This is a genomic window from Streptomyces sp. NPDC001070, assembly GCF_053598835.1.
This window is the reverse complement of record NZ_JBSFLB010000014.1, coordinates 134,334-157,157: the sequence shown is the minus strand read 5'-3', so window position 1 is coordinate 157,157 and position 22,824 is coordinate 134,334. Positions and strand designations below refer to the sequence as shown.

Genomic DNA, 22,824 nt, shown 5'->3' with positions numbered 1-22,824 from the left:
GGCGCTGATCGGCTCCACGCGACGGTCCAGGGCCACTCGGGTGCCCCCGGTGGTCCTGGCCTTCGTCCTCGTCCCGCTGCTCGCCGAGGCGTTCTGGGTCTTCTGGCCGGCCCTCCAGGGCTTCTACCTCTCCCTGACCTCCTGGGACGGCCTGGCGGCCCCGAAGTTCGTCGGCCTCGGCAACTTCAGCGAGATGCTGCACGACGCGGTCTTCCGCACCGCCGCGATCAACACGGTGCTGTGGCTGCTGCTCTTCGGCGGGCTCTCCGCCGGCCTCGGGCTCGGTGCCGCGCTGCTGCTCCAGCAGGAGCGGCGCGGCATCGGGTTCTACCGGGCGGCGCTCTTCCTGCCGGTGGTCTTCTCACTGGTCGCGACCGCCCTGGTGTGGCAGGCCATGTACCAGCCGGACGGCCTGATCAACAACGTGCTGGAGGCCATCGGCCTCGGCGGCTGGAAGCACGCCTGGCTCGCCGACCAGGACACCGCCTTCTACGCGGTCATCGTGCCCGCGCTGTGGCGCCAGGTCGGCTACGTGATGGTGCTGTACCTCGCCGGCCTCAAGGGCGTCGACCCCACGCTGTACGAGGCGGCCAAGGTCGACGGCGCGACCCGTTGGCAGCAGTTCCGGCACATCACGCTGCCGCAGCTGCGCAGCGTCAACGCGGTCGTCCTGTCGGTGATCGTCATCGACTCGCTGCGCTCGTTCGACGTGGTGTGGGCGCTCACCCGCGGCGGCCCGTACCACTCCTCCGAACTGCTGAGCACCTACATGTACTCCACCGCGTTCCAGTCCCTGCGCCTGGGATACGGCTCCGCGCTCGCCGTCGTCATCTTCGTGCTGGCCTTCGGCGTCATCGCGAGCTACCTCGTGCGCGCCTTCCGGGAGGCCGACTGATGACCGCCACCGACGCCACCGCGCGCGCCAAGGACGCCGAGGGCCCGGCGGGCCGGCCCGGCGCCGCCGAGGCCGCGGCGCCCCGCCGCCCCGTCCTGAGCGGCCGCGCCCTGCGCACCACCGGCTTCCACCTCACCGCGGGCCTGCTGTCCGCGCTGTGGCTGCTGCCGATCGTCCTGGTGCTGGTCACCAGCACCAGGACGTTCGACGACATCGCCGCGCACGGCGTCGGCAGCTGGCCGCACTCGTTCACCTTCGACAGCTTCCGCCAGGCGTGGGTGGACGGCGGCCAGCAGCGCGCCCTCATCAACAGCATGCTGGTCACCATCCCCACCGTGCTGCTCTCGCTCGGCCTCGCCTCCATGGCGGCCTTCGCGCTCAGCCGCTACGACCTGCCCTTCCGGCGCGTCCTGCTGCTGCTCATGCTCGGCGGCAACCTGCTGCCCCCGCAGATCCTGCTGATCCCGGTCTCCAAGCTCAGTGAAGTGCTCGGCATCTACGACCAGCTGTACGCACTGATCGGCGTACAGGTCGGCTTCGGCGTCGGCTTCTACGTCTTCGTCCTGCACGGCTTCATGCGGGCGATCCCCGCGGAGATCCAGCAGGCCGCCGTCATCGACGGCGCGAACCCCTGGCAGATCTACCGGCGGGTCATCCTGCCGCTGGCCCGCCCGGCGCTGGCCGCGCTGAGCGCCCTGTCGTTCACCTGGATCTTCAACGACCTGCTGTGGGCCATCACGGTGCTGCGCACCGACACGCAGATGCCCATCACCGCCTCGCTCATCGGGCTGCAGGGCCAGTACGTGTCCATGTGGAACGTCATCGCGGCCGGCTCGGTGATCGCCGCCGCCCCGACGGTGGCCGTCTTCCTCCGCTTCCAGCGCCACTTCGTGGCCGGACTGAACCTCGGAGCCGTCAAGTGACCGCGCACGACCGGTGGCTGCTGCGCACCGACACCACCACCTACGCCGTCACCCTCGGCGGCGACGGCCGCTGGGCCGAGCTCGCCGCCTGGGGGCCGCACGGCGCCGAGGACGGGCCGTCGCCCATGGACTGGTCGCGCCGCACCCACTTCATCACCCCCGCCGACGCCGCCCCGGCCGAGTACATCCCGTACGGGCTGCGGCCGTTCACCGGCGCCGACCTGGTCGCCTCCCGCCCCGGCGGGGACCGCGGCAGCTGGTGGCGGTTCACCGGCGCCACGCAGGACGGCGACCGGGCACTGGGCCTGGAGTTCGCCGACGACGTCCTCGGGCTGCGCACGACGCTCCGCTACGAGACGGTGCCCGGTACCGACGTCGTCCTGCGCTGGACGGAGCTGACCTGCACGGGCGAGACCGAGGTGCGCCTGGAGCGCCTCGACTCCGCCGCGGTCAACGTGCCCGTCCAGGGCGGTGCGCGGCTGACGTACCTGGCCGGGCAGTGGTCCCAGGAGTTCCAGCTCAAGCACGTGGAACTCGAGCGCGGCCGCTTCGAGATGGAGAGCACCCAGGGCTCCGCCGGGCACGCGTACCACCCGTGGCTCGCCGTCCAGGACGCCGCCGCCCCCGCCGAGGGCGCCACCCCCACCTACGGCATCGCCCTGGAGTGGTCCGGCAACTGGCGGATCACCGCCGACGCCGAGCCCGGGGGCGCCGTACGGGTCCGCGCCGGCCGTGTCCCCCACGAGGGCGCCGTCCGCCTCGCCCCCGGCGCGACCCTCGTCACGCCCCGGCTGGCCTGTGCCTTCAGCCCGGACGGTCTCGACGGGCTGGCCCGCGTCTGGCACCGCTACGAGCGGCACCTCACCGGCGAGCGCATCGACCGGCCGCGGAAGGTCCTCTACAACTCCTGGGAGGCCACCGGCTTCGACGTCGACGCCACCGGGCAGCTGGAGCTGGCCAAGACCGCCGCGGAGCTGGGCGCCGAACTCTTCGTCGTCGACGACGGCTGGTTCATCGGACGGCCCGACGACACCGGCGGCCTCGGCGACTGGGAGCCGGACCCGGCCGAATTCCCCGGCGGGTTCGACCGGTTCGTCGAGGACGTCCGCGCCCTCGGCATGGACTTCGGCCTGTGGGTCGAGCCCGAGGGCATCAGCCCCCGCTCGAAGCTCTACGCCCAACACCCCGAGTGGGTGTACCGGGTCGACGGCCGGCCCGCCACGCTCGTGCGCAACCAGCTCCTGCTCGACCTCGGCCGCGAGGACGTCCAGGACTTCGTCATCGGCACCCTCGACCGGCTGCTCGGCTCCCACGCCATCAGCTACCTCAAGTGGGACATGAACCGGCCGCCCACCGAGCGCGGCCGCCCCGGCCACCCCGCGGGCGCCGACCCCGAGCGCCAGGACCTCGACGCCGCCCATGTGGCAGGCTACCTCCGCGTCCTGGACCACCTGCGCGCCGCGCACCCGCACGTCACCGTCGAGGGCTGCGCCGGCGGCGGCGGCCGCGTCGAGCACGCCACCCTCGCCCGTACCGACGTGGTGTGGCCCAGCGACAACACCGCGCCCATGGACCGGCTGCGCATCCAGTACGGCTACCTCCACGCGCACGCCCCGCACACCATGAGCTCCTGGGTCACCGACGCCCCCGGCGTCTTCGACCCCAGGCCGCGCTCGCTCGCCTTCCGGTTCGTCAACTCGGCCGCGGGCGTGCTCGGCATCGGCGCCGACATCCGGGACTGGACGCCGGAGCAGCGCGCCGAGGCCGCGCGCTGGATCGCCCGCTACAAGGAGATCCGCGACGTCGTCCACCACGGCGAGGTCCACCTGCTGGGCAGCCCCGACGACCCGACGTGCGGCATCCAGTACGAGGAGAGCCGGACGCGCGGCGAGGGCGGCGAACACGGCGGCGCCCGGCTGGTGGTGACGGCCTGGAACACCGGTGTGCTCGACGGCGCGCCCCTGGTGCCCGGCCGGGCTGCGCGGCTGCGGCTGCGCGGCCTCGCACCGGACGCCGTCTACGCCGACACCGCCACCGGCACCCGCTACAGCGGCGCGTACCTGCTCCACTCCGGGCTGCCGTTCGCCTGGACCGCCGGACACGACGCGGAGTTGACCGTCCTGGCCCGGCAGTGACGACAGCGGAAGAATCTGCACCCCACCCACCTCTCGAAGAGGAGACGACCCACCCCATGAACCCAGCCGCCCGTTTCACCAACCGCGTCGCCGTCGTCACCGGCGCCGCGTCGGGCATCGGCGCGGCCTCCGCGGCACGCCTGGCCGCTGAGGGCGCGGCCGTCGTCCTCGTCGACATCGCCGCCGAACGCGGCGAGGAGACCGCCGAGCGGCTGCGCAAGGACGGGGCCCGGGCCCTCTTCGTCGCCGCCGACGTCGCGAGTGAGGACGACTGGCAGCGGGTGATCACCGCCGCCCACGGCTTCGGGCCCGTCGGCGTCCTGGTCAGCAACGCGTACACGGTGGCGGTCGCGCCGGCCCACGAGACCAGCCTCGCCTCGTGGGAACGGCAGCTCTCGGTCAACCTCACGGGCGCCTTCCTGGGCGTCAAAGCGACCCTGCCCGACCTGCGCGGGCACCAGGGGGCCGTGGTGCTCGTCTCCTCCGTCCACGCCCACCGGGGCATCCCCGGGCACCCGGCGTACGCGGCGAGCAAGGGCGCGCTGCTGTCGCTGTGCGGCCAGCTCGCCGTCGAGTACGGCCCCGAGGTCCGTGTCAACGCCGTACTGCCGGGACCGATCCTGACCGCCGCCTGGGACCGGGTCCCCCAGGCCGACCGCGAGCTCAGCGTCGCCGAGACCGCGGCCCGCCGCTTCGGCACCCCCGAGGAGGCCGCCGCCGCCGTCGCCTTCCTCGCCGCCGACGAAGCCTCCTACATCACCGGATCGAGCCTACTCGTGGACGGCGGCTGGAGCGTCACCAAGGCCTCCGCCTGACGGAACCGACCGCTCCAGCCACCGACCGAACAGCAAGAAAGGCAAACACATGACGCCATACGCGCGCCGCGGAGTGCACGGCCAGACCGTGGAGACCCTCGCCCGCCGGGTGCTCAGCGGCGAGATCCCCGAGGGAGCGACGCTCGACATGGCGGCCCTGCAGAGCGAGCTGGACGTCAGCCTGACGGCCCTGCGCGAATCGCTGAAGGTGCTCGCGGCCAAGGGCATGGTCGACGCGCGGCAGAAGCGCGGCACCTTCGTCCGGCCCCGATCCGACTGGAACCTGCTCGACGCCGACGTGCTGCGCTGGCAGTTCTCCGAGAGCAACGGCACCGGCGCCGACCCCGCGCTGCTCCGCAACCTGGGCGAGGTCCGCGGCATCATCGAACCCGCCGCCGTGCGGCTGGCCGCGGCCCGCCGCACCGACGCCGACCTCGAGGCACTGGAGGCGGCACTGACGGCCATGGGCCAGGAGGGCGGCGCGAGCGACGCCGTCGAGGCCGACCTCGCCTTCCACCGGGCGCTGCTCGCGGCAACCCACAACGAACTGCTTGAACGCATGGAGATGGTCATCGAGTCGGGCCTGGCCCAGCGCGACCAGCTCGTGCACAGCGCCCCGCACAGCGAGGACCCGGTGCCCAGCCACCGAGCCGTCCTCGACGCCGTGCGCGACCGGGACCCGGACGCCGCGGAACGCGCCATGCGCGCCCTGCTCGACCAGGCGACGCGCGACCTCGACAAGGTCAGCGGCCCGCACCTGCCCGAGGGCGCGGACGGCTCCGCCGAGCAGAAGGACGGCCAGGCACAGTGAAGATCGCGCGCGTCGAGACCTTCCTCGTCCCGCCCCGCTGGCTGTTCTGCCGCATCGAGACCGACGACGGCGTCGTCGGCTGGGGCGAGCCGGTGGTCGAGGGCCGGGCCGAGGTGGTGCGGGCCGCCGTCGAGGTGCTGGCCGAGCACCTGGTGGGCCAGGACCCACTGCGCATCCAGGACCACTGGCAGGTGCTGACCAAGGGCGGCTTCTACCGGGGCGGCCCCGTGCTCTCCAGCGCCGTCGCGGGCATCGACCAGGCCCTGTGGGACATCGCCGGCCGGGCCCTGGGGGTGCCGGTGCACACCCTGCTCGGCGGCCCCGTCCGCGACACGGTCCGGGTGTACGCCTGGGTCGGCGGCGACGAACCCGACCGGCTGAAGGAGGAGATCACCGCCCAGGTCGAGGCGGGCTTCACAGCCGTCAAGATGAACGCCGCCGGGCGCACGCCGCCGATCGGCAGCCCCGCCGAGACGGCCACCGTCGTCGAGCGGATCGCGGCCGCCCGCGAGGCGCTGGGCCCGCACCGCGACGTCGCCGTCGACTTCCACGGACGGTTCAGCGCCGCCAACGCGCGACGCGTGCTCCACGAGATAGCCCCGCTGCACCCGTTGTTCGTCGAGGAACCAGTCCTGCCCGAGCAGGGACACCTGCTGCCGGGGCTGGTCGCCGCCTCGTCCGTGCCGCTCGCCACCGGTGAACGGCTCTACGGCCGGGCCGACTTCCTCCCGGCGCTGACGGCGGGCATCGCCGTGGCCCAGCCGGACCTGTCGCACGCGGGCGGGATATCGGAGGTCACCCGGATCGCGTCGCTCGCCGACACCTTCGGGGCCCACCTGGCACCGCACTGCCCGCTCGGTCCCATCGCGCTGGCCGCCAGCCTCCAGGTCGCCTTCGCCACGCCCAACTTCCTGATCCAGGAGCAGAGCCGGGGCATCCACTACAACAAGGACGCCGACCTGCTGTCCTACCTGGTCGACACCGAGCCCTTCCGCTTCGTCGACGGACAGGCGCGCCGCACCGAACTGCCCGGACTCGGGATCGCCGTCGACGAGGACGCGGTCCGCGCCGCCGACCGCTCCGGCCACGCCTGGCGCAACCCCGTCTGGCGGCACGCCGACGGCTCCTTCGCCGAATGGTGAGCGGCACGCGGCTCCCGGTCTCCGTCGTCACCGACCCGGACCACGGCGGACGCTGGACCTCACTGACCGCGGGCGGCCGCGAATGGCTGTGGCACCGCGACGAGCCCCGCCGCCGGCTGGTCCGGCCCGGTGACGCCTTCGCCGACGCCGGAGGGCTGGAGGAGTGCGTGCCCACGGTGCGGGGGCTGCCCGACCACGGGGACGCCTGGTCACGGCCCTGGCGCCGGGAGGCCGGCGCGGAGGTCGCGGACTGCCCCGACTTCCGGCTGACCCGGCGCATCCGTACGGAGCCGGGAGCCGCCGTCGCCGACTACACGCTCACCGCCGAGCCCGGCTACCGCTTCGTGTGGGCCGCCCACGCCCTGCTGGAGCTCTCCCCGGACGCCCGGATCGGCATCGGCGAACCCGCGGTGACCCGGCTCTACCCGGACGAGGGCGCGGGCTGGACCACCGGCACCTGGCCGTGCGTCGAGGGCATCCCGCTGGACCGGGTCGGACCGGACGACGGGACCGCCGTCGGCGCGGTCGTCCTCACCTCGGCGGTGTCCGTGCACGACGGCGCCGACACACTGCAACTGTCCGTCGAGGCCGCCGGTCAGCCGGTCGCGATCGCCCTGTGGCGCAACCTCGGCGGCTTCCCCCAGGACGCGCCGTACCGCTCGATCGGCGTCGAGCCGATGCTCGGCCGTGTCTTCGACCGCGCCGGGGCGGACGACGGCGACACGGCCGTCGTGCCTGCCTCCGGCGAGGTCGCCTGGCGGCTCACGGTCACCGCGACCCGCCGCCACTGAACCCCCATCACCAGAAGGGATGTCGGATGGACCTGCTCGCCGCGCTGCGCGCCCACCGGCTGCTCGCCATCGTCCGCGGCAGCGACCCGGACGCCGCGCTGACCACCGTGCTCGCCCTCGCCGAGGAGGGCATCACCCTCGTCGAGGTCTCCCTCAGCGGGCGTGACGCGCTCGACGTCATCGCCGGGGCCCGCGCCGCGCTCGGCCCGGACGCGCCCCTCGGCGCCGGAACCGTCCTCACCTCCGACGACGCGCGGGAGGCCCAGAAGGCCGGAGCGGCCTTCCTCGTCACCCCGGCGGTCAGCGACGGCGTCGCCACCGGGAAGGAACTCGGACTCCCGGTGCTCGCGGGCGTGATGACCCCCACCGACATCCTCCAGGCTCGGCGGCTCGGTGCCGACGCCCTCAAGCTCTTCCCGGCCGGCAGCGCCGGGGGTCCCGGCTATCTTCGGGACCTGCGCGGCCCCTTCCCCGATCTGCCCTTCGTGCCCGTCGGGGGAGTGGACGCACAGGCCGCCGCCGAATACCTGCGGGACGGCGCCACGGCCGTCGGCGTCGGATCGCCCCTGATCGGCGACGCCGCCGCCGGGGGCAGCATCAGCGCCCTGCGCGAGCGGGCCCGCGCCTTCCTGGACGTGGTCCGTGCGGAGCCCCGCCCGTGACCGCCCCCACGGTCCTCGCCGCCGACCGCCTCGAACTCGGCGAGGGCATCCGCTGGACGGACGGCCGCGCCGTGCTGACCGACATCCTCACCGGCCGGCTCCTCGCCGCACCCGCCGACCCCGCGTCACCGCTCGGCCTGATCGCCCGACTGCCCTGCCCGCTGGGCGCCGTGGCACCGGTGGAAGGAAGCCCCGGCCACTGGATCGCGGCGGCCGGCACCGGCATCTGCCGCATCGACCCCTCGGGAGGCGTCGACTGGATCGCCCGACCCGAGGACGACGCACCGGTGGCGATGCGGATGAACGACGGCGTCGCCGACCCGCACGGCCGTTTCTGGGCGGGCAGCATGGCCTACGAGGCGACCGAGAACGCGGGCTCCCTCTACCGACTGGACCGCGACGGCCGCGTCACCCGCGTCCTGCGGGAGATCACGATCCCGAACGGCCCCGCCTTCACCGCCGACGGCACCGTCATGTACCTCGCCGACAGCGCCCGGGGGGTCATCCTGCGCTGTGCCGTCGACCACGTGACCGGTGACCTCGGCACACCCGAACCCTTCGTCACCCTCGGCTCGGGCAGCCCCGACGGCATGACCACCGACACCGAGGGCGGCCTGTGGACCGCCGTCTGGGGCGCCGGACAGGCCCACCGCTACCACCCCGACGGCGGCCTCGACCGGATCGTGGAGCTGCCCGCCGGCCAGCCCGCCGGGCTCTGCCTCGGCGGCCCGGACGGCCGAACCCTTCTCGTCACCAGCGCCCACATCGGCCTGTCCGAGCCCGGGCCGCTCGACGGCGCCGTCTTCGCGGTACGGGTGGACGTGCCCGGCACACCGGCCGTCCCGTACCGCCCGACGCGCCTCCCGGGCCGCGCCGACACCCCCTAGGAAGCCACCTTGAGCACCCACCGGCCACTGCGCCCCGGCCCCGTGGTCTGCGTCGGCGAGACCATGGCCGCCCTCGCCCCCGACCCCCTCGGGCCGCTGGACGACGCCGACCTGCTGCGCGTCGACATCGCGGGCGCCGAGTCCAACGTCGCCCTCTATCTCGCCGACCACGGCATCCCCGCCCGATGGGTCTCCGCGGTCGGCGACGACCCCTTCGGGCGGCGCGTCCGCGAGCGGATCGCCGCGGGCGGCGTCGACGTCGGCGGCGTCCGCACCGACCCCGGACGGCCCACCGGACTCCTGCTCAAGGACCCCGGCGCGCACGGCACCCGCGTCCACTACCACCGCGCCGGATCCGCCGCCTCCGCCCTCACCCCCGACGTGCTCGACGACCCGGCCGTGGCCGGAGCCGCGCTCGTCCACCTCAGCGGCATCACCCCCGCGCTGTCGCCCGGCTGCCACGCCCTCGTGGAACGGGCCCTGCGCCCGGACCGCCCGTGGCCCGTCAGCTTCGACGTCAACCACCGCCCCGCCCTGTGGAACGGCCGCTCCGCCGCCGACGTCCTGCGGCCGCTCGCCGACCGGGCCGACATCGTCCTCGTCGGCCTCGACGAGGCCCAGGCCCTGTGGGGGGACGGCATCACCGACGCCCGCGCGGTCCGCGAGCTCCTGCCCGGGCCCGGTGTCCTCGTCGTCAAGGACGGGGCCCGTTCCGCCACGGCCTTCGCCGGGGCGCAGTCGCACAGCGTGCCCGCCCTCGCCGTCCGCGTGGCGGAACCGGTCGGCGCCGGCGACGCCTTCGCCGCCGGGTTCCTCAGCGGACTGCTGCGGGAGCTGTCCGTGGAGCGCGCCCTGCGGCTCGGCCATCTGACCGCGGCCTCCGCGCTGCGCGTCGCCGCCGACCACGGACCGCTGCCGGACCCCGCCGTCCTCGCCTCGCTTCTCGACGCCGACGAGGAGACCTGGCGTGCCGCCAGGATCGGCTGATCCCTTCGGATGAGACCGTCCGGGGTGTCTCGTCCCGCAGGGTGACGTGTCGCGGCACGGCGCCGGGTTACCGTGCGGCACATGGACACGGTCGATCTCACGGTCTACGGCGAGGAGTTCACCGCCGACCCCTACCCCGTCTACGCCAGGCTCCGCGAGCGGGGCCCCGTGCACCGCGTGCGCACCCCGGACGCCGGGGAGCTGTGGCTGATCGTCGGCCACGACCAGGCCAGGGCCGCGCTCGCCGACCCCCGGTTCGCCAAGGACTCCCGCGCGCTGGGCTGGACCTCGTACGACGAGGAACTCCTCGGCCGCCACATGCTCGTCGCCGACCCGCCGGAGCACACCCGGCTGCGGAAGCTGGTGGCCAGGGAGTTCACCAGCCGCCGGGTCGAGGAACTGGCACCGCGCGTCGAAGAGATCACGGCCGGCCTGCTCGACGCGATGCTGGCCCGCCCGGAGGGCACGGCCGATCTCGTCGAGGCGCTCGCCTACCCGCTGCCCATCACCGTGATCTGCGAACTGCTCGGCGTTCCCGACCTGGACCGGGCCGCCTTCCGCGCCTGGTCGAACGAGGTCGTCGCGCCGACCGGGGCGGAGGCGGAGCGGAAGGCCTTCGAGGAACTCGCCGCCTACCTCGACGAGCTGATCGAGGACAAGCGCTGCTCGCCCGGCGACGACCTGATGAGCGCGCTCATCCGCACCACCACCGAGGACGGTGACCGGCTCTCCCGCTCCGAGCTGAGCGGCATGGCCTTCCTGCTGCTGATCGCCGGCCACGAGACGACGGTCAACCTGATCTCCAACGGCGTCCGCGCGCTGCTCGGCCATCCTGACCAACTGGCTCTGCTCCGCGCCGACATGAGCCTCCTCGACGGTGCCGTGGAGGAGATGCTCCGCTACGACGGCCCCGTCGAGACCGCGACCTTCCGCTTCACCACGGAACCGGTCGACATCGCCGGCACCGTCATCCCGGCCCGTGAACCCGTCCTCGTCGCTCTCGCCTCCGCCGACCGCGACCCGCACCGTTTCACCGAGCCCGACCGCTTCGACATCCGCCGCGACACCCGCGGCCACGTCGCCTTCGGCCACGGCCTGCACTACTGCCTCGGCGCCCCGCTGGCCCGGCTCGAAGGCCGCATCGCCGTGCGGGCCCTTCTGGAGCGCTGCCCCGACCTGGCCCTCGACGCCGATCCCTCCGCCCTGGACTGGCTCCCGGGCATGCTCATGCGCGGCGTCCGCCGGCTCCCCGTGCGCTTCACTCCCGCGGGGCCGGGCACGGCCCGCACCTAGGATGGGGGTGCCCCACGCCGGGCCGTCCCCGCACGCCAGGCAGTACAGGAGAACACCGTGACCGTCGTCGCCGTCCCCGGTTCGAAGTCCGTCACCGCCAGGGCGCTGTTCCTGGCGGCGGCAGCCGAGGGGACGACCACGCTGCGGCGGCCGCTCCTCTCCGACGACACGGACGGCTTCGCCGAGGGTCTCGTCCGGCTCGGCTACCGCGTGGACCGCGGTCCCGAACTCTGGCGCGTCGAAGGACGCCCCGCCGGGCCCGCGGTCACCGAGGCCGACGTGTACTGCCGCGACGCCGCCACCGCGGCGCGCTTCCTGCCCGCGCTCGCCGCCGCCGGGCACGGCACCTACCGATTCGACGCCTCCGCCCAGATGCGCCGCCGTCCCGTCGCCCCCCTCACCGCCGCCCTGCGGACGCTCGGGGCCGACTTGCGGCACGAGGAGGCGGAGGGACATCTGCCGCTGACCGTCGCCGCCGACGGCATCCAGGGCGGCGCGCTCGACCTCGACGCGAGCCTGTCCTCCCAGTTCCTCACCGCGCTGCTCCTCGCGGGCCCCCTCATGAGCGAGGGGCTCCGGATCAACGTCACCGGAGTGGTCTCGGCCCCCTACGTCGAGATCACCATCGCCATGATGCGCTCCTTCGGCGTGGAGGTCGGCCGCGAGGGCAGCGTCCTCGTCGTCCCGCCCGGCGGATACCGTGCCACGGACTACGCCGTCGAGCCCGACGCCTCCACCGCCAGTTACTTCTTCGCCGCGGCCGCCCTGACCGGCCGTCAGGTCACCGTCCCCGGCCTGGGCACCCGGGCGCTCCAGGGCGACCTCGGCTTCGTCGACGTCCTGCGCCGCATGGGCGCCCGGGTCGACGTCGGCGCCGACGCCACCACCGTCACCGGCACCGGCGGCCTGCACGGCATCACCACCACCATGCGGGACATCTCCGACACCATGCCGACCCTCGCCGCCATCGCGCCCTTCGCCGACGGCCCGGTGCGCATCGAGGACGTCTACAACACCCGGGTGAAGGAGTGCGACCGTCTGGAGGCCTGCGCCTCCAATCTGCGCCGCCAGGGCATCCGGGTCGAGACGGGCCGCGACTGGATCGAGATCCGTCCCGGCACCCCCGCCCCGGTCGAGATCGCCTGCCACGGCGACCACCGCATCGCGATGAGCTTCGCCGTCGCCGCGCTCCGCACCGACGGGGTGACCTTCGACGAGCCGGGCTGCGTGAAGAAGACCTTCCCCGAGTTCCACGAGGTGTTCGGCGCACTGCGCGAGGAGTGGGGGCTGTAGCCGCCGTCCCCACCGCCCCGCCGGCACATCGCGTTCCCGCCGGGCGGGTGACGACCCGGGCCCGCGTCGAACGTCGCCGCGGGCCGCCGCGTCCGTCCCCCCGCTGATCCTGCTGTCCATACCGGCCGTCCCTTCCCCCGTGACGGCCCTTCGCACTGAGAAACCCGCACCGCTGCGGATCACGTTGCACGGCCGCCGCGAATTAACCGGATGCGGTGAAGGGCCGGCCCTGCGAAGCTGCGCCGATGGACCGTCGCCGTATCTCACGCATCGCCCACACCGACCACCCCATCGCCGCGCCCCTCGACGACACGACCGTGGCCCGCCTGCTCGACAAGGCGCTTGGCCGCGGCGACGAGCGCGTCCTGGACCTCGGCTGCGGGGAGGGCTCCTGGCTGCTGCGAGCCCTCGACGGCCGCCCGGGCGTCACCGCGCAGGGCGTCGACATGGACGCCGGGGCGCTGGAGAAGGCGGCCCGCGAGGCGGCCGCGCTGGGCGTCGGCGACCGGCTTTCGCTCCACGAACAGGACGCGCGCGAATTCACCGCGCCGCACTCCTTCGACCTGGTGCTCAGCGTGGGCGCGGCGCACGCCTTCGGCGGGCTCCTCCCCACCCTGGCCGCGGCCCGCGCCCACCTCGCCCCCGGCGGGACCGTGCTCATCGGCGACGCCTTCTGGGAACGCGAACCCGCCCCGTCCCTGGTCGAGATGCTGGGGGAGTACGAGGACCTGCCGAGCACCGTGGACCGGATCGTCGCCGACGGCTGGACGCCGGTCTTCGGTCACGTCAGCACAGCCTGCGAGTGGGACGACTACGAGTGGTCCTGGACCGGATCGCTCGCCGCGTGGGCCCTGGACCACCCCGGCGACCCCGGCAGCGGCGAGGCCCTCGAAGCCGCCGCCGTGCACCGGGCCGAGTGGCTGCACGGCTACCGCGGCACCCTCGGCTTCGTCACGCTCCTGCTGCGCCGCACGACCTCCTGACCGCGACCGTGCCCCGTCAGACCGCCCGCAGCCCCGCCGGCCGGGACCGGAAGCTGGCCACCAGGATGTGGAGGCTGACGACCAGCGCCCACAGCGGGAAGACCAGTTCGGCCAGGGACACGCTCGGCACCACGAACAGCAGCGTCACGCCCACGAGGTAGCCCAGCAGCACCAGCCAGCGCGGGAACGCGCCCAGCCGCAGCGCGATGGTCGAGGCCGACAGCGCGAACACCGCGGCCATCCGCATCGCGTAGGTGGTCAGCAGGCTGTACGTGAAGTGCTGCCCGAAGTACGACAGCCCGGCCCGGGAGTCCCCGGCGGACGTGACGTCCGCCGTCGCCAGCAGGCTGTCGGCCGCCGCCGCGGCAGCGTAGAGCGTCGCGACGAAGACCAGGCCGCTGCCGAGGAAGGCCGTCGAGAGGAACTTGTCCTCGTCCGGGCCGACGTGCGCGCGCACCGCGCCGATGAACCACAGGAAGAAGATGCCGGCGAAGGGGATCAGGCCGAGCGCCGTCTGCACCCCGTTGCGCGAGGAGGCGCTGAGGGGAGTGCCGGTCAGGGCGCCCTCACCCTCGGGGATGGCCGCCCGGACCAGGATGATGGCCGCTCCGAGCAGCACCGCGAAGGCGATCCCCACCAGTCCCGCCACTCGCGGCGTGCGCAATGCCTGGACCTTCATCGCCATGAAAGGTTCTTCCCTCGCGGACAGCCGGGACCGACTCATCCCAGGAAGCACCGGCTCAGGTGATCACGCCACCCGGGGCGGACCGCGGGGGTGACGCGTGCGCGCCACCCCCGTGCCGTCACCCCGCCCGCTTCTCCGCGCGTGCGGCGACGTCGCGCATCTCGGCGATCGCGACCGGCCGCCGCTCCCTGCGCGAGACCTCGCACGCCTCGGCCACGAGCAGCGCCTCGAGCGCCTCGCGCCCGTCGCACGGGTTCTCCGTCCTGCCGGCCACCACCTGCACGAAGGCGTCGATCTCCGCCCGGTAGGCGTCGCCGAAGCGGTCCACGAAGCCGGTCCAGGGGTCCGGCACACCCGGCGCCGCGCCCGGTTCCATGGACGTGAGCGGCGTACGGGCGCCGACGCCGACCGCGATCTGGTCCAGAGAGCCGGCCAGCTCCATGCGGATGTCGTAACCGGCGCCGTTGTAGCGGGTGGAGGTGGCGGTCGCCAGGGTGCCGTCGTCGAGGCCGAGGAGCGCGGCCGCGGTGTCGACGTCGCCCGCCGCGCGGAAGAAGTCGGCGCCGCCGTTGGCGCCCATCGCGTACACCTCGACGACCTCGCGGCCGGTCACCCACCGCACCGCGTCGAAGTCGTGGATCAGGCAGTCCCGGTAGAGCCCGCCGGACAGCGGCACGAACTCCGGCGGCGGGGGCGCCATGTCGGAGGTCAGGGCGCGTACGGTGTGCAGCCGTCCGAGCCGGCCGGACCGCACGGCCTCCCGGGCGGCGTGGTATCCGGGGTCGAAGCGGCGCTGGAAGCCCATCTGGAGGACGGTCCCGGCGTCCTCGACCTCGCGCAGGGCGGCGACCGTCGAGTCCAGGTCGAGGGCTACGGGCTTCTCGCAGTACGCCGGGAGCCCGGCGCGCACGGCCCGGGAGATCAGTTCGGCGTGGGCCGAGGTCGCGGAGGCGATGACGACGGCGTCGCCGCCGCCCGCGAACGCCTCGTCGACCGAGGCCGCGGCCCGCGCACCGGCGCCGAGCCGGGCGGCGGTCTCAGCGGCGCGCCCGGCGTCCGCGTCCGCGACGACCAGCTCGGAGACCTCGGGGTGGTCGTGGAGCGTGGCCGCGTGGAAGGACCCGAGGCGCCCGGCGCCGAAGAGGACGACACGCATGAACGGTGGAGCCTTTCTCACGGGAGGCGGTGGTGGCGGGGACGGGGCGGCCAGGGAGTAACCGCCCCGTCCCCGCCGGATCCGGGATCCGGGCAGCGGCGGCCCTCAGCGGTAGAACGCGGGACGCTCGATCAGCTCGACCTCGACGCGCCCGCCCTGGGTCTGCGAGCGGACGCCGGCCTCGCAGACCGCCGCCGCGGCGTATCCGTCCCAGGCGCTGGGGCCGGTGACCTCGCCCCGCCGGGTGGCGTCCACCCACGCCTGGACCTCGCGGTCGTAGGCGTCGGCGAAACGCTCCACGAAGTCCCCGGCGATCGTGCCGCCCCAGCGGCCCGCGGTGTTGACGAGCAGGTCGTGCGCGTCGCCGATGCGGGCGCTGCCGCGCTCGCAGACCGCCTCGGCCTGCACCTGGTAGCCGAAGCCGCAGTTGAGGTAGACCTCGACGTCGACGACCGCGCCGCCGTCGGTCTCGAAGACCACGAACTGCGGGTCGTCCAGGCCCTCGGGCGCGTTCGAGGACCGGCGCGGGCGCAGCACGGTGACGGCCGTGATCTCCTGACCGAACAGCCAGCGGGTCACGTCCATCTCGTGCACGAGCGAGTCGTTGATGAGGTTGGCGTTGGTGAAGCCGGAGGGGATGCTCGCGTTGCGGTGCCGGTTGTGCAGCATCAGCGGCCGGCCCAGCTCGCCGCCGTCCAGCAGGGCCTTGAGCTTCATGTACTCGGCGTCGTACCGCCGCATGAAGCCGACCTGCACCCGCCGGTGCCCGAGCCGCTGCTCGGCCTCCATCACGCGCAGCGCGGAGGCGGCGTCGGGGGTGAGCGGCTTCTCGCACAGCACGGGCAGGCCGTGCTCGAAGGCGGTGAGCAGCGCCGCTTCGTGGGCGGGGCCGGGTGAGGCGACGAGGACGGCGTCGACGTCGGCCGCGGCCATGGCGGCGGCGGGGTCGGTGTAGGCCGTGCAGCCCTCGATGCCGTCCGCGACCGCCTTGACGCGTTCGGCGTCGACGTCCACGACGGCGGTGACCCGGGCGCCGCTGACGACGTCGTTGATGCGGCGTACGTGGTCGGCACCCATCTTGCCGGTCCCGATGACGGCGACCCGGAGCGGTCCGTGCTGCGTCATGATGCGTGTCTTCCTTTGCGTGGCGGGGCGTCAGGCGCCGCAGGAGCGGAGGAACTTCCGGGTGCGCTGCGCGATGGGCAGCGGCCGGTCCGGCTCGCAGGGGTACATGTCCTGCTCGACGATGGCGAAGAGGTCGACGCCCAGGCCCTGGGCCGCGTCCAGCACCGGCTCCAGGGCGGGCACGCCGCCCGGCGGCTCGCACATGACGCCGCGCTGCACCGCGGGCCCGAAGGGGACCTCGTTCTTGACGACGTCGGCGAGGATCTCCGGGTCGACCTGCTTCAGGTGCAGGTAGCCGATCCGCTCGCCGTAGGTCTCGATGAGTTTGACGCTGTCGCCGCCGCAGTAGGCGTAGTGGCCGGTGTCCAGGCAGAGGTTCACCAGGTCGGAGTCGGTCGCGTCGAGGAAGCGCGCGACGTGCTCCTCGGTGTCGATGTGGGTGTCGGCGTGCGGGTGGACGACGATGTCCAGGCCGTAGGTGTCCCGCACCCGGCGTCCCAGGCGCTCCATGCCCGAGGCGAGGTGTCCCCACTGCTCGGCGGTGAGCTCGCGCGGCTCGATGATCTCGGCGGTCTTGTCGTCGCGCCAGAAGGACGGGATGACCACCAGGTGCCGGGCGTCCATGGCCTGGGCGAGCGCCGCGACCTGGCCGACGTGCTCCCAGGTGGCGTCCCACACCGACGGGCCGCGGTGCAGGGAGGTGAAGACGGTGCCCGCGGAGACCTTCAGGCCGCGGCGCGAGGTCTCCTCGGTGAGACGGGCCGGGTCCGTCGGCAGATAGCCGTACGGGCCGAGCTCGATCCACTCGTAGCCCGACTGGGAGACCTCGTCCAGGAAGCGCTGCCAGTTCACCTGCTGCGGGTCGTCGGGGAACCAGACGCCCCACGAGTCGGGCGCGGAGCCGATCCGGATCCGGTCCAGAACGGGGGAGGGGGCAGTCATGAGGAGGGCTCCTCTCACCGGTCACCGCGGACCGGTCGTGGTTCGGAAGGGCTGCCCGGAAGGGCGGCGGTACGGATGCCCGCGAAGCTCCGTGCGTCCCGCTGGAAGCTTCGCCGTCCGGCCGGGCAACCGTCAAGAGTTGGTCCTGACATACGGACGTCATGTCAGGGTAGGGGGCGGGTGGGTCCTCAGGAGGAGGGGCTGCGCTCGGTCAGGTCCTCCAGCTCCGGCAGTTCGTCCACGTCGACGCCGCGCACCTGCGCCAGCTCGTGCTTGAGCGCGGCCAGCTCGGCGCCGCCGGCCATGTGGTTGGTCAGCTCCTCCAGGGAGACCTCCCTCCGGCTCGCGCTCAGCTCCAGGGTGCCCAGCCGGAGCACCGTGAAGTGGTCGCCCACCATGAAGGCGTGGTGCGGATTGTGGGTGATGAAGATGACGCCGAGGCCCCGGTCGCGTGCGGCCGCGATGTACTTCAGGACGACGCCGGACTGCTTGACGCCCAGGGCCGCGGTCGGCTCGTCCAGGATCAGCACCCGCGCGCCGAAGTAGACGGCGCGGGCGATGGCCACGGACTGGCGCTGGCCTCCGGAGAGGGTGCCGATGGGCTGGTCCAGGTCGTCCAGGACGATGCCCATGGCCCGCAGTTCCTCGTCCGCGGTCCGCTTCATCCCGGCGATGTCGAGGCGGCGGACGGGCCAGGGGCCGCGGGTCACCTCGGAGCCCAGGAAGAAGTTCCGCCAGACCGGCATCAGCGGCACGGTCGCCAGGTCCTGGTAGACGGTGGCGATGCCGCGGTCCAGGGCCTCCCGCGGGGTGTTCAGCCGTACGGGTGCGCCGTCGATGCGGAACTCGCCCTCGGTGTGCTGGTGCAGCCCGGAGATGATCTTGATCAGGGTGGACTTGCCGGCGCCGTTGTCGCCGAGCACGCAGGTCACCTGTCCCGGCCGTACGGCCAGGTCGACCCCGTGCAGGGCGCGGATGTTGCCGTAGCTCTTGCCCACCTGGGTCAGTTCGACGACGGGTTCGGGGACGGCGGCGGTGCCGTCGGGCGTGGTGGCAGCGGTGGTCATGGGTCTCACCTCCGGGTCGCCGTGTGGCGGACCCACAGATTGACGAGGGTCGCGATGAGGAGCATCACGCCGAGGAAGAACTTGAACCAGTCGGGGTTCCAGTTGGCGTACACGATGCCCTGCGAGACCATCCCGAAGATGAAGGCGCCGATCACCGAGCCGATGGCCGAGCCGTAGCCGCCGGTGAGCAGGCAGCCGCCGATGACCGCCGCGATGATGTACAGGAACTCGTTGCCGACGCCCTCGCCGGACTGCACCGCGTTGAAGGAGAACAGCAGGTGCATGCCGGTGAACCAGGCACCGAAGCCCACGGCCATGAACAGCGCGATCTTGGTGAAGTCCACCGGCACGCCGACCGCCCGCGCGCTCTCCTTGTTGCCGCCGACCGCGAAGGTCCAGTTGCCGAACTTGGTGCGCAGCAGCACCCAGGTGGCCAGGAGCGCGAAGCCCAGCCACCACAGCACGGTGACCTTCAGCTCGACCCCGCCGATGCCGATCTCCGAGGCGAAGACCTTCCTGGCCTGGTCGAAGCCGTCCATGTCGCTGATGGAGTCGGTGGCGACGTTGCCGGTGAAGATCTTGGTGACCGCCAGATTGAGGCCCTGCAGCATCAGGAAGGTGGCCAGGGTGATGAGGAAGCTGGGAAGCCCGGTCTTCACCAGCATGTAGCCGTTGAGCGCCCCGATGCCCAGGGACACCACGAGGGCGACGATCACGCCGGTCCACACGTTCATGCTCAGCTGGAAGCTGAACATGCTGGCGGTCAGGGCCGACGTGGTGACCGCGACGCCGGCCGACAGGTCGAACTCCCCGCCGATCATCAGCAGGGCCACCGGCAGCGCCATGATGCCCATGACCGACGCCTGGTAGAGCACCGTCGCGAGCGAACTCGCCTCGCGGAACGACGGTGCCACCGCGAAGAAGAAGAAGTAGACCGCGACGGCGGCGATCAGCGCGCCGATCTCCGGACGTGCCAGCACCCTGCGCAGCAGCGAGCGTTCGGCCGTGCGGCCGTCCGTCTTCGAGGCGGGGGCGGCGGGTGGTGAGGGGGACGCCGCATGGGCGGCTGCCTGGGACACCGGCATCACCGGGTGCCCTTCGCGGCGAATGCCGCCACGGACCCGACGTTGTCCTTGTCGACGAAGGCCGGGCCGGTCAGGACCGGGGACACGCCGCCGCCGCTGAAGTTGCCGTTGGTCTTGTACAGCCACAGGGAGTCGACGGAGAGGTAGCCCTGCAGGTACGGCTGCTGGTCGACGGCGAACTGCACGGTCCCGTCCTGGACGGCCTTGACCAGGTCCTTGTTGAGGTCGAAGGTCGCGACCTTGGCCTTGCTGCCGGCGTCCGAGACCGACTGGACGGACGTGAGCGCGTAGGGCGCGCCCAGGGTGACGACGTAGTCGATGCCGGAGTCCTGCTTGAGCTTGGCGGTGATCGTGGACTTCACCGACGGCATGTCCGTGCCGTTGACGTACAGGTTCTCGGTCTTGCCCTTGAAGGTCTTCTTCACGCCGGCGCAGCGTGCCTCCAGGGCGACGTGGCCCTGCTCCTGGATGACGCAGATGTTGTGCTTGGCGCCGAGGTCGTTGAGCTTGTTGCCGAGTGCCTCGCCGGCCACGCTCTCGTCCTGCCCGAAGTACTCCAGCAGGCCCTGGTCCTTCCAGTTGTCCAGGCCCGCGTTGAAGCCGACGACCGGGATGCCCGCCGCCTCGGCCTTGGCGACCGCGTCCTTCATGGCGTCAGGCTTGGCCAGGGTGACGGCTATCCCGTCGACCTTCTGGTCGATCGCGTTCTGGATCAGGTTGGCCTGGGTCGCCGCATTGGGGTCGTTGGAGTAGACCAGTTCCACGTTGTCCTTGGCGGCGGCGGCCTGGGCGCCCTTGCGGATCAGGTCCCAGAAGGTGTCGCCGGGGGCGGCGTGGGTCACCATCGCGATCTTCATCCGCGGGGTGTTCGCCTTGCCCGCGCCGGCGTCGTCCGCGGACTCCTCGGCTTTTTTGCCGCCCGAGCTGCTGGAACAGCCGGCTGCGAGGAGGACCGCAGCGGCGGAGAGGGCCGCGAGGGCGGAGATCCGACGGGTTCTGCGGGAGCGTTCCATGTTCCTGCACCTCACTGCGGTGGGAGGGAGAAGAGGACGGACGTGTTCACATGGCCGTTGCTGGACGGGAGCAAACCCCTCCCCGGAGCCCCTGTCAAGACTTTGTTAGGACATCAATTCATCTCGACGTAACGACACAGTAACGAGCCGACTCCGGGAAGTCCGTACGTTCTTATGTAAGGACATAGTGTTGACATCGCTCGCCCGGCCGGGCTAGACCTGAAAGGGCCGCGCAGCGGTCCCCCGGCGACGCACGACGAGGAGCCACGCCCATGACCGAGCCGTACGACCTGATCACGATGGGCCGGATCGGGGTGGACCTCTACCCGCTGCAGACCGGCGTACCGCTGCCCCAGGTCGAGACGTTCGGCAAGTTCCTCGGCGGTTCCGCGACGAACGTCGCGGTCGCCGCCGCCCGCCTCGGCCGCAGCACCGCCGTCATCACCCGCACCGGCGACGACCCCTTCGGCGCGTACTGCCACCAGGCGCTCAAGGAGTTCGGCGTCGACGACCGCTACGTCACCCCGGTCGCCGCCTATCCCACGCCGGTCACCTTCTGCGAGATCTTCCCGCCGGACGACTTCCCGCTCTACTTCTACCGGCTCCCCAAGGCCCCCGACCTGGAGATCCACCCCGAGGAACTGGACCTCGACGCCGTCCGGGACGCCCGCATCTTCTGGATGACCGGAACCGGCCTGTGCGCGGAGCCCAGCCGCACCGCCACCCTCGCCGCCCTCGATGCCAGGGCCCGGCGCGGCACCACCGTCTTCGACCTCGACTGGCGCCCCATGTTCTGGAAGGACCCGGCCGAGGCCCGCCCCTACTACGCGCGGGCGCTGGCCCGGGCCACCGTCGCCGTCGGCAACCTCGACGAGTGCCAGGTCGCCACCGGGGTGCGCGAACCGCAGGCCGCCGCCGAGGCGCTGCTCGCCGCGGGCGTCGAACTGGCCGTCGTCAAGCAGGGCCCCAAGGGCGTCCTCGCCGTCCACCGCGACGGCACCACCGCCGAGGTGCCGCCGGTCCCCGTCGAGGTGGTCAACGGGCTCGGCGCGGGCGACGCCTTCGGCGGCTCGCTGTGCCACGGGCTGCTCGCCGGCTGGGACCTGGAACGGATCATGCGCCACGCCAACGCCGCCGGCGCGATCGTCGCCTCCCGCCTCGCCTGCTCCTCCGCGATGCCCACCGCGTCGGAGGTCCAGGACCTCCTCGGCCGCGGCTGACGGCCCGTCCTCTGCCCGAAAGTGAGCTCCTCTTGAGCATCAGCATCTCCGAACTCGTGAAGGTGCGGACGCAGCACCCGGAGGCGATCGCCGAGGCCGCCGCCCGCCGCGTCCGCCGTCCGCTCATCGGCGACACCGGCCGGCTGATGATCGTCGCCGCGGACCACCCCGCACGGGGCGCCCTCGCCGTGGGCGACCGCGAGTTCGCCATGGCCAACCGCGTGGACCTGCTGGAGCGGCTGTGCACCGCGCTTTCCCGCCCCGGCGTGGACGGCGTCCTCGGCACCGCGGACATCCTCGAGGACCTGCTGCTGCTCGGCGCGCTCGACGGCAAGGTCGTCATGGGGTCGATGAACCGCGGCGGCCTCGCCGGCGCCTCCTTCGAGCTCGACGACCGCTTCACCGGCCACCGCGCCCAGGACATCGCCCGGCTCCGCTTCGACGCCGGCAAGCTGCTGCTGCGCATCGCCTACGAGGACAGCGGCTCGCTGAGCACCATGGTCTCCGCCGCCCGCGCCATCGACGAGATGGCCGAACGCGGACTCCCGGTCTTCGTCGAGCCCTTCATATCCCGCCGTGTCGACGGCAGGGTACACAACGACCTCGGCGCCGAGGCCGTCACCAAGTCCATCGCCATCGCCTCCGGCCTCGCCGGGACCTCTGCCTACACCTGGCTCAAGGTGCCGGTCACCGAGGACGTCGACGACATGGCCGCCGTCATGGAGACCTCCACCCTCCCCGCCGTCCTGCTCGGGGGAGAGGTGAGCAAGGAACAGGACGCGGTCTACGAGAAGTGGCGCAAGGCGCTGCGCCTGCCCACCGTCCAGGGCCTGGTCGTCGGCCGCTCGCTGCTCTATCCGGCGGAAGGCGGCGTGGAGACCGCCGTCGACACCGCCGTCGGTCTGCTGTGAAGT

General features: G+C 72.9%; 22 protein-coding genes. 15 read left to right on the top strand and 7 right to left on the bottom strand.

The genetic code is table 11. From position 1 onward, the window contains the following. The first annotated feature begins 40 nt into the window (after positions 1–40). From ACWDAS_RS19085 to ACWDAS_RS19025, 13 genes are all read left to right on the top strand, one after another. Positions 41–895: a carbohydrate ABC transporter permease gene (locus ACWDAS_RS19085; protein ID WP_450392015.1), complete on the top strand. Its 855-nt coding sequence runs from the start codon at positions 41–43 to the stop codon at positions 893–895. Further along, on the top strand, positions 895–1,818 hold the full coding sequence (locus ACWDAS_RS19080) for a carbohydrate ABC transporter permease (RefSeq protein WP_450392012.1): 924 nt from the start codon (positions 895–897) through the stop codon (positions 1,816–1,818). Before ACWDAS_RS19085 ends, ACWDAS_RS19080 begins: the two co-directional genes overlap by 1 nt. Then, the gene (locus ACWDAS_RS19075; protein ID WP_450392010.1) at positions 1,815–3,953 is read left to right on the top strand and encodes an alpha-galactosidase; all 2,139 of its coding nucleotides are present in this window, start codon (positions 1,815–1,817) and stop codon (positions 3,951–3,953) included. Before ACWDAS_RS19080 ends, ACWDAS_RS19075 begins: the two co-directional genes overlap by 4 nt. A 56-nt stretch (positions 3,954–4,009) precedes the next feature. Then, positions 4,010–4,768, top strand: a complete 759-nt coding sequence (locus tag ACWDAS_RS19070) for an SDR family NAD(P)-dependent oxidoreductase (RefSeq protein WP_450392006.1) — start codon at positions 4,010–4,012, stop codon at positions 4,766–4,768. A 49-nt stretch (positions 4,769–4,817) separates the two neighbouring features. Next, positions 4,818–5,579 carry a FadR/GntR family transcriptional regulator gene (locus tag ACWDAS_RS19065; protein ID WP_450392004.1) on the top strand — a complete coding sequence of 254 codons (762 nt, stop codon included), beginning with the start codon at positions 4,818–4,820 and terminating at the stop codon, positions 5,577–5,579. Further along, positions 5,576–6,721, top strand: a complete 1,146-nt coding sequence (gene dgoD / locus ACWDAS_RS19060) for a galactonate dehydratase (RefSeq protein WP_450392001.1) — start codon at positions 5,576–5,578, stop codon at positions 6,719–6,721. The genes ACWDAS_RS19065 and dgoD overlap by 4 nt, the downstream gene beginning before the upstream one ends. Further along, entirely contained in the window at positions 6,715–7,512 is a 798-nt protein-coding gene (locus ACWDAS_RS19055; RefSeq protein ID WP_450391999.1) for a hypothetical protein, read from the top strand. Before dgoD ends, ACWDAS_RS19055 begins: the two co-directional genes overlap by 7 nt. A gap of 26 nt (positions 7,513–7,538) precedes the next feature. Continuing rightward, entirely contained in the window at positions 7,539–8,174 is a 636-nt protein-coding gene (locus ACWDAS_RS19050; protein WP_450391996.1) for a bifunctional 4-hydroxy-2-oxoglutarate aldolase/2-dehydro-3-deoxy-phosphogluconate aldolase, read from the top strand. Next, complete coding sequence (locus ACWDAS_RS19045; protein WP_450391993.1) at positions 8,171–9,061, top strand: SMP-30/gluconolactonase/LRE family protein; 891 nt, start codon at positions 8,171–8,173, stop codon at positions 9,059–9,061. Before ACWDAS_RS19050 ends, ACWDAS_RS19045 begins: the two co-directional genes overlap by 4 nt. A 9-nt stretch (positions 9,062–9,070) precedes the next feature. Further along, positions 9,071–10,048, top strand: coding sequence for a sugar kinase (locus ACWDAS_RS19040; RefSeq protein ID WP_450391990.1), 978 nt, complete (start codon positions 9,071–9,073; stop codon positions 10,046–10,048). Between the two features lie 81 nt (positions 10,049–10,129). Further along, positions 10,130–11,341 (top strand): cytochrome P450 family protein, encoded by a 1,212-nt coding sequence (locus ACWDAS_RS19035; RefSeq protein ID WP_450391988.1) that lies wholly within the window; start codon positions 10,130–10,132, stop codon positions 11,339–11,341. A gap of 57 nt (positions 11,342–11,398) precedes the next feature. Further along, positions 11,399–12,634: a 3-phosphoshikimate 1-carboxyvinyltransferase gene (aroA, locus tag ACWDAS_RS19030; protein WP_450391986.1), complete on the top strand. Its 1,236-nt coding sequence runs from the start codon at positions 11,399–11,401 to the stop codon at positions 12,632–12,634. Positions 12,635–12,879: 245 nt separating this feature from the next. Continuing rightward, complete coding sequence (locus ACWDAS_RS19025) at positions 12,880–13,617, top strand: SAM-dependent methyltransferase (RefSeq protein ID WP_450391984.1); 738 nt, start codon at positions 12,880–12,882, stop codon at positions 13,615–13,617. A gap of 16 nt (positions 13,618–13,633) precedes the next feature. Here the strand turns inward: ACWDAS_RS19025 and ACWDAS_RS19020 are convergent, their stop codons facing one another. The 7 genes from ACWDAS_RS19020 to ACWDAS_RS18990 form a co-directional block, all read right to left on the bottom strand. Then, entirely contained in the window at positions 13,634–14,302 is a 669-nt protein-coding gene (locus tag ACWDAS_RS19020; protein WP_450391982.1) for a hypothetical protein, read from the bottom strand. Positions 14,303–14,420: 118 nt separating this feature from the next. Continuing rightward, positions 14,421–15,458 (bottom strand): Gfo/Idh/MocA family protein, encoded by a 1,038-nt coding sequence (locus ACWDAS_RS19015; RefSeq protein ID WP_450391979.1) that lies wholly within the window; start codon positions 15,456–15,458, stop codon positions 14,421–14,423. A 105-nt stretch (positions 15,459–15,563) separates the two neighbouring features. Continuing rightward, on the bottom strand, positions 15,564–16,583 hold the full coding sequence (locus tag ACWDAS_RS19010; RefSeq protein ID WP_450391976.1) for a Gfo/Idh/MocA family protein: 1,020 nt from the start codon (positions 16,581–16,583) through the stop codon (positions 15,564–15,566). Between the two features lie 30 nt (positions 16,584–16,613). Further along, complete coding sequence (locus ACWDAS_RS19005; RefSeq protein WP_450391973.1) at positions 16,614–17,525, bottom strand: sugar phosphate isomerase/epimerase family protein; 912 nt, start codon at positions 17,523–17,525, stop codon at positions 16,614–16,616. Between the two features lie 188 nt (positions 17,526–17,713). Beyond that, positions 17,714–18,592: an ATP-binding cassette domain-containing protein gene (locus tag ACWDAS_RS19000; RefSeq protein WP_450391970.1), complete on the bottom strand. Its 879-nt coding sequence runs from the start codon at positions 18,590–18,592 to the stop codon at positions 17,714–17,716. 5 nt (positions 18,593–18,597) lie between these two features. Beyond that, positions 18,598–19,671, bottom strand: coding sequence for an ABC transporter permease (locus ACWDAS_RS18995; RefSeq protein ID WP_450391968.1), 1,074 nt, complete (start codon positions 19,669–19,671; stop codon positions 18,598–18,600). Positions 19,672–19,676: 5 nt separating this feature from the next. After that, positions 19,677–20,690 (bottom strand): sugar ABC transporter substrate-binding protein, encoded by a 1,014-nt coding sequence (locus ACWDAS_RS18990; protein WP_450391967.1) that lies wholly within the window; start codon positions 20,688–20,690, stop codon positions 19,677–19,679. A 272-nt stretch (positions 20,691–20,962) separates the two neighbouring features. On the opposite strand from ACWDAS_RS18990, the gene iolC reads away from it, so the two are divergent. Next, positions 20,963–21,910: a 5-dehydro-2-deoxygluconokinase gene (gene iolC, locus ACWDAS_RS18985; protein WP_450391964.1), complete on the top strand. Its 948-nt coding sequence runs from the start codon at positions 20,963–20,965 to the stop codon at positions 21,908–21,910. 32 nt (positions 21,911–21,942) lie between these two features. Beyond that, on the top strand, positions 21,943–22,821 hold the full coding sequence (locus tag ACWDAS_RS18980) for a Cgl0159 family (beta/alpha)8-fold protein (protein WP_450391961.1): 879 nt from the start codon (positions 21,943–21,945) through the stop codon (positions 22,819–22,821). Positions 22,822–22,824: the final 3 nt, after the last annotated feature.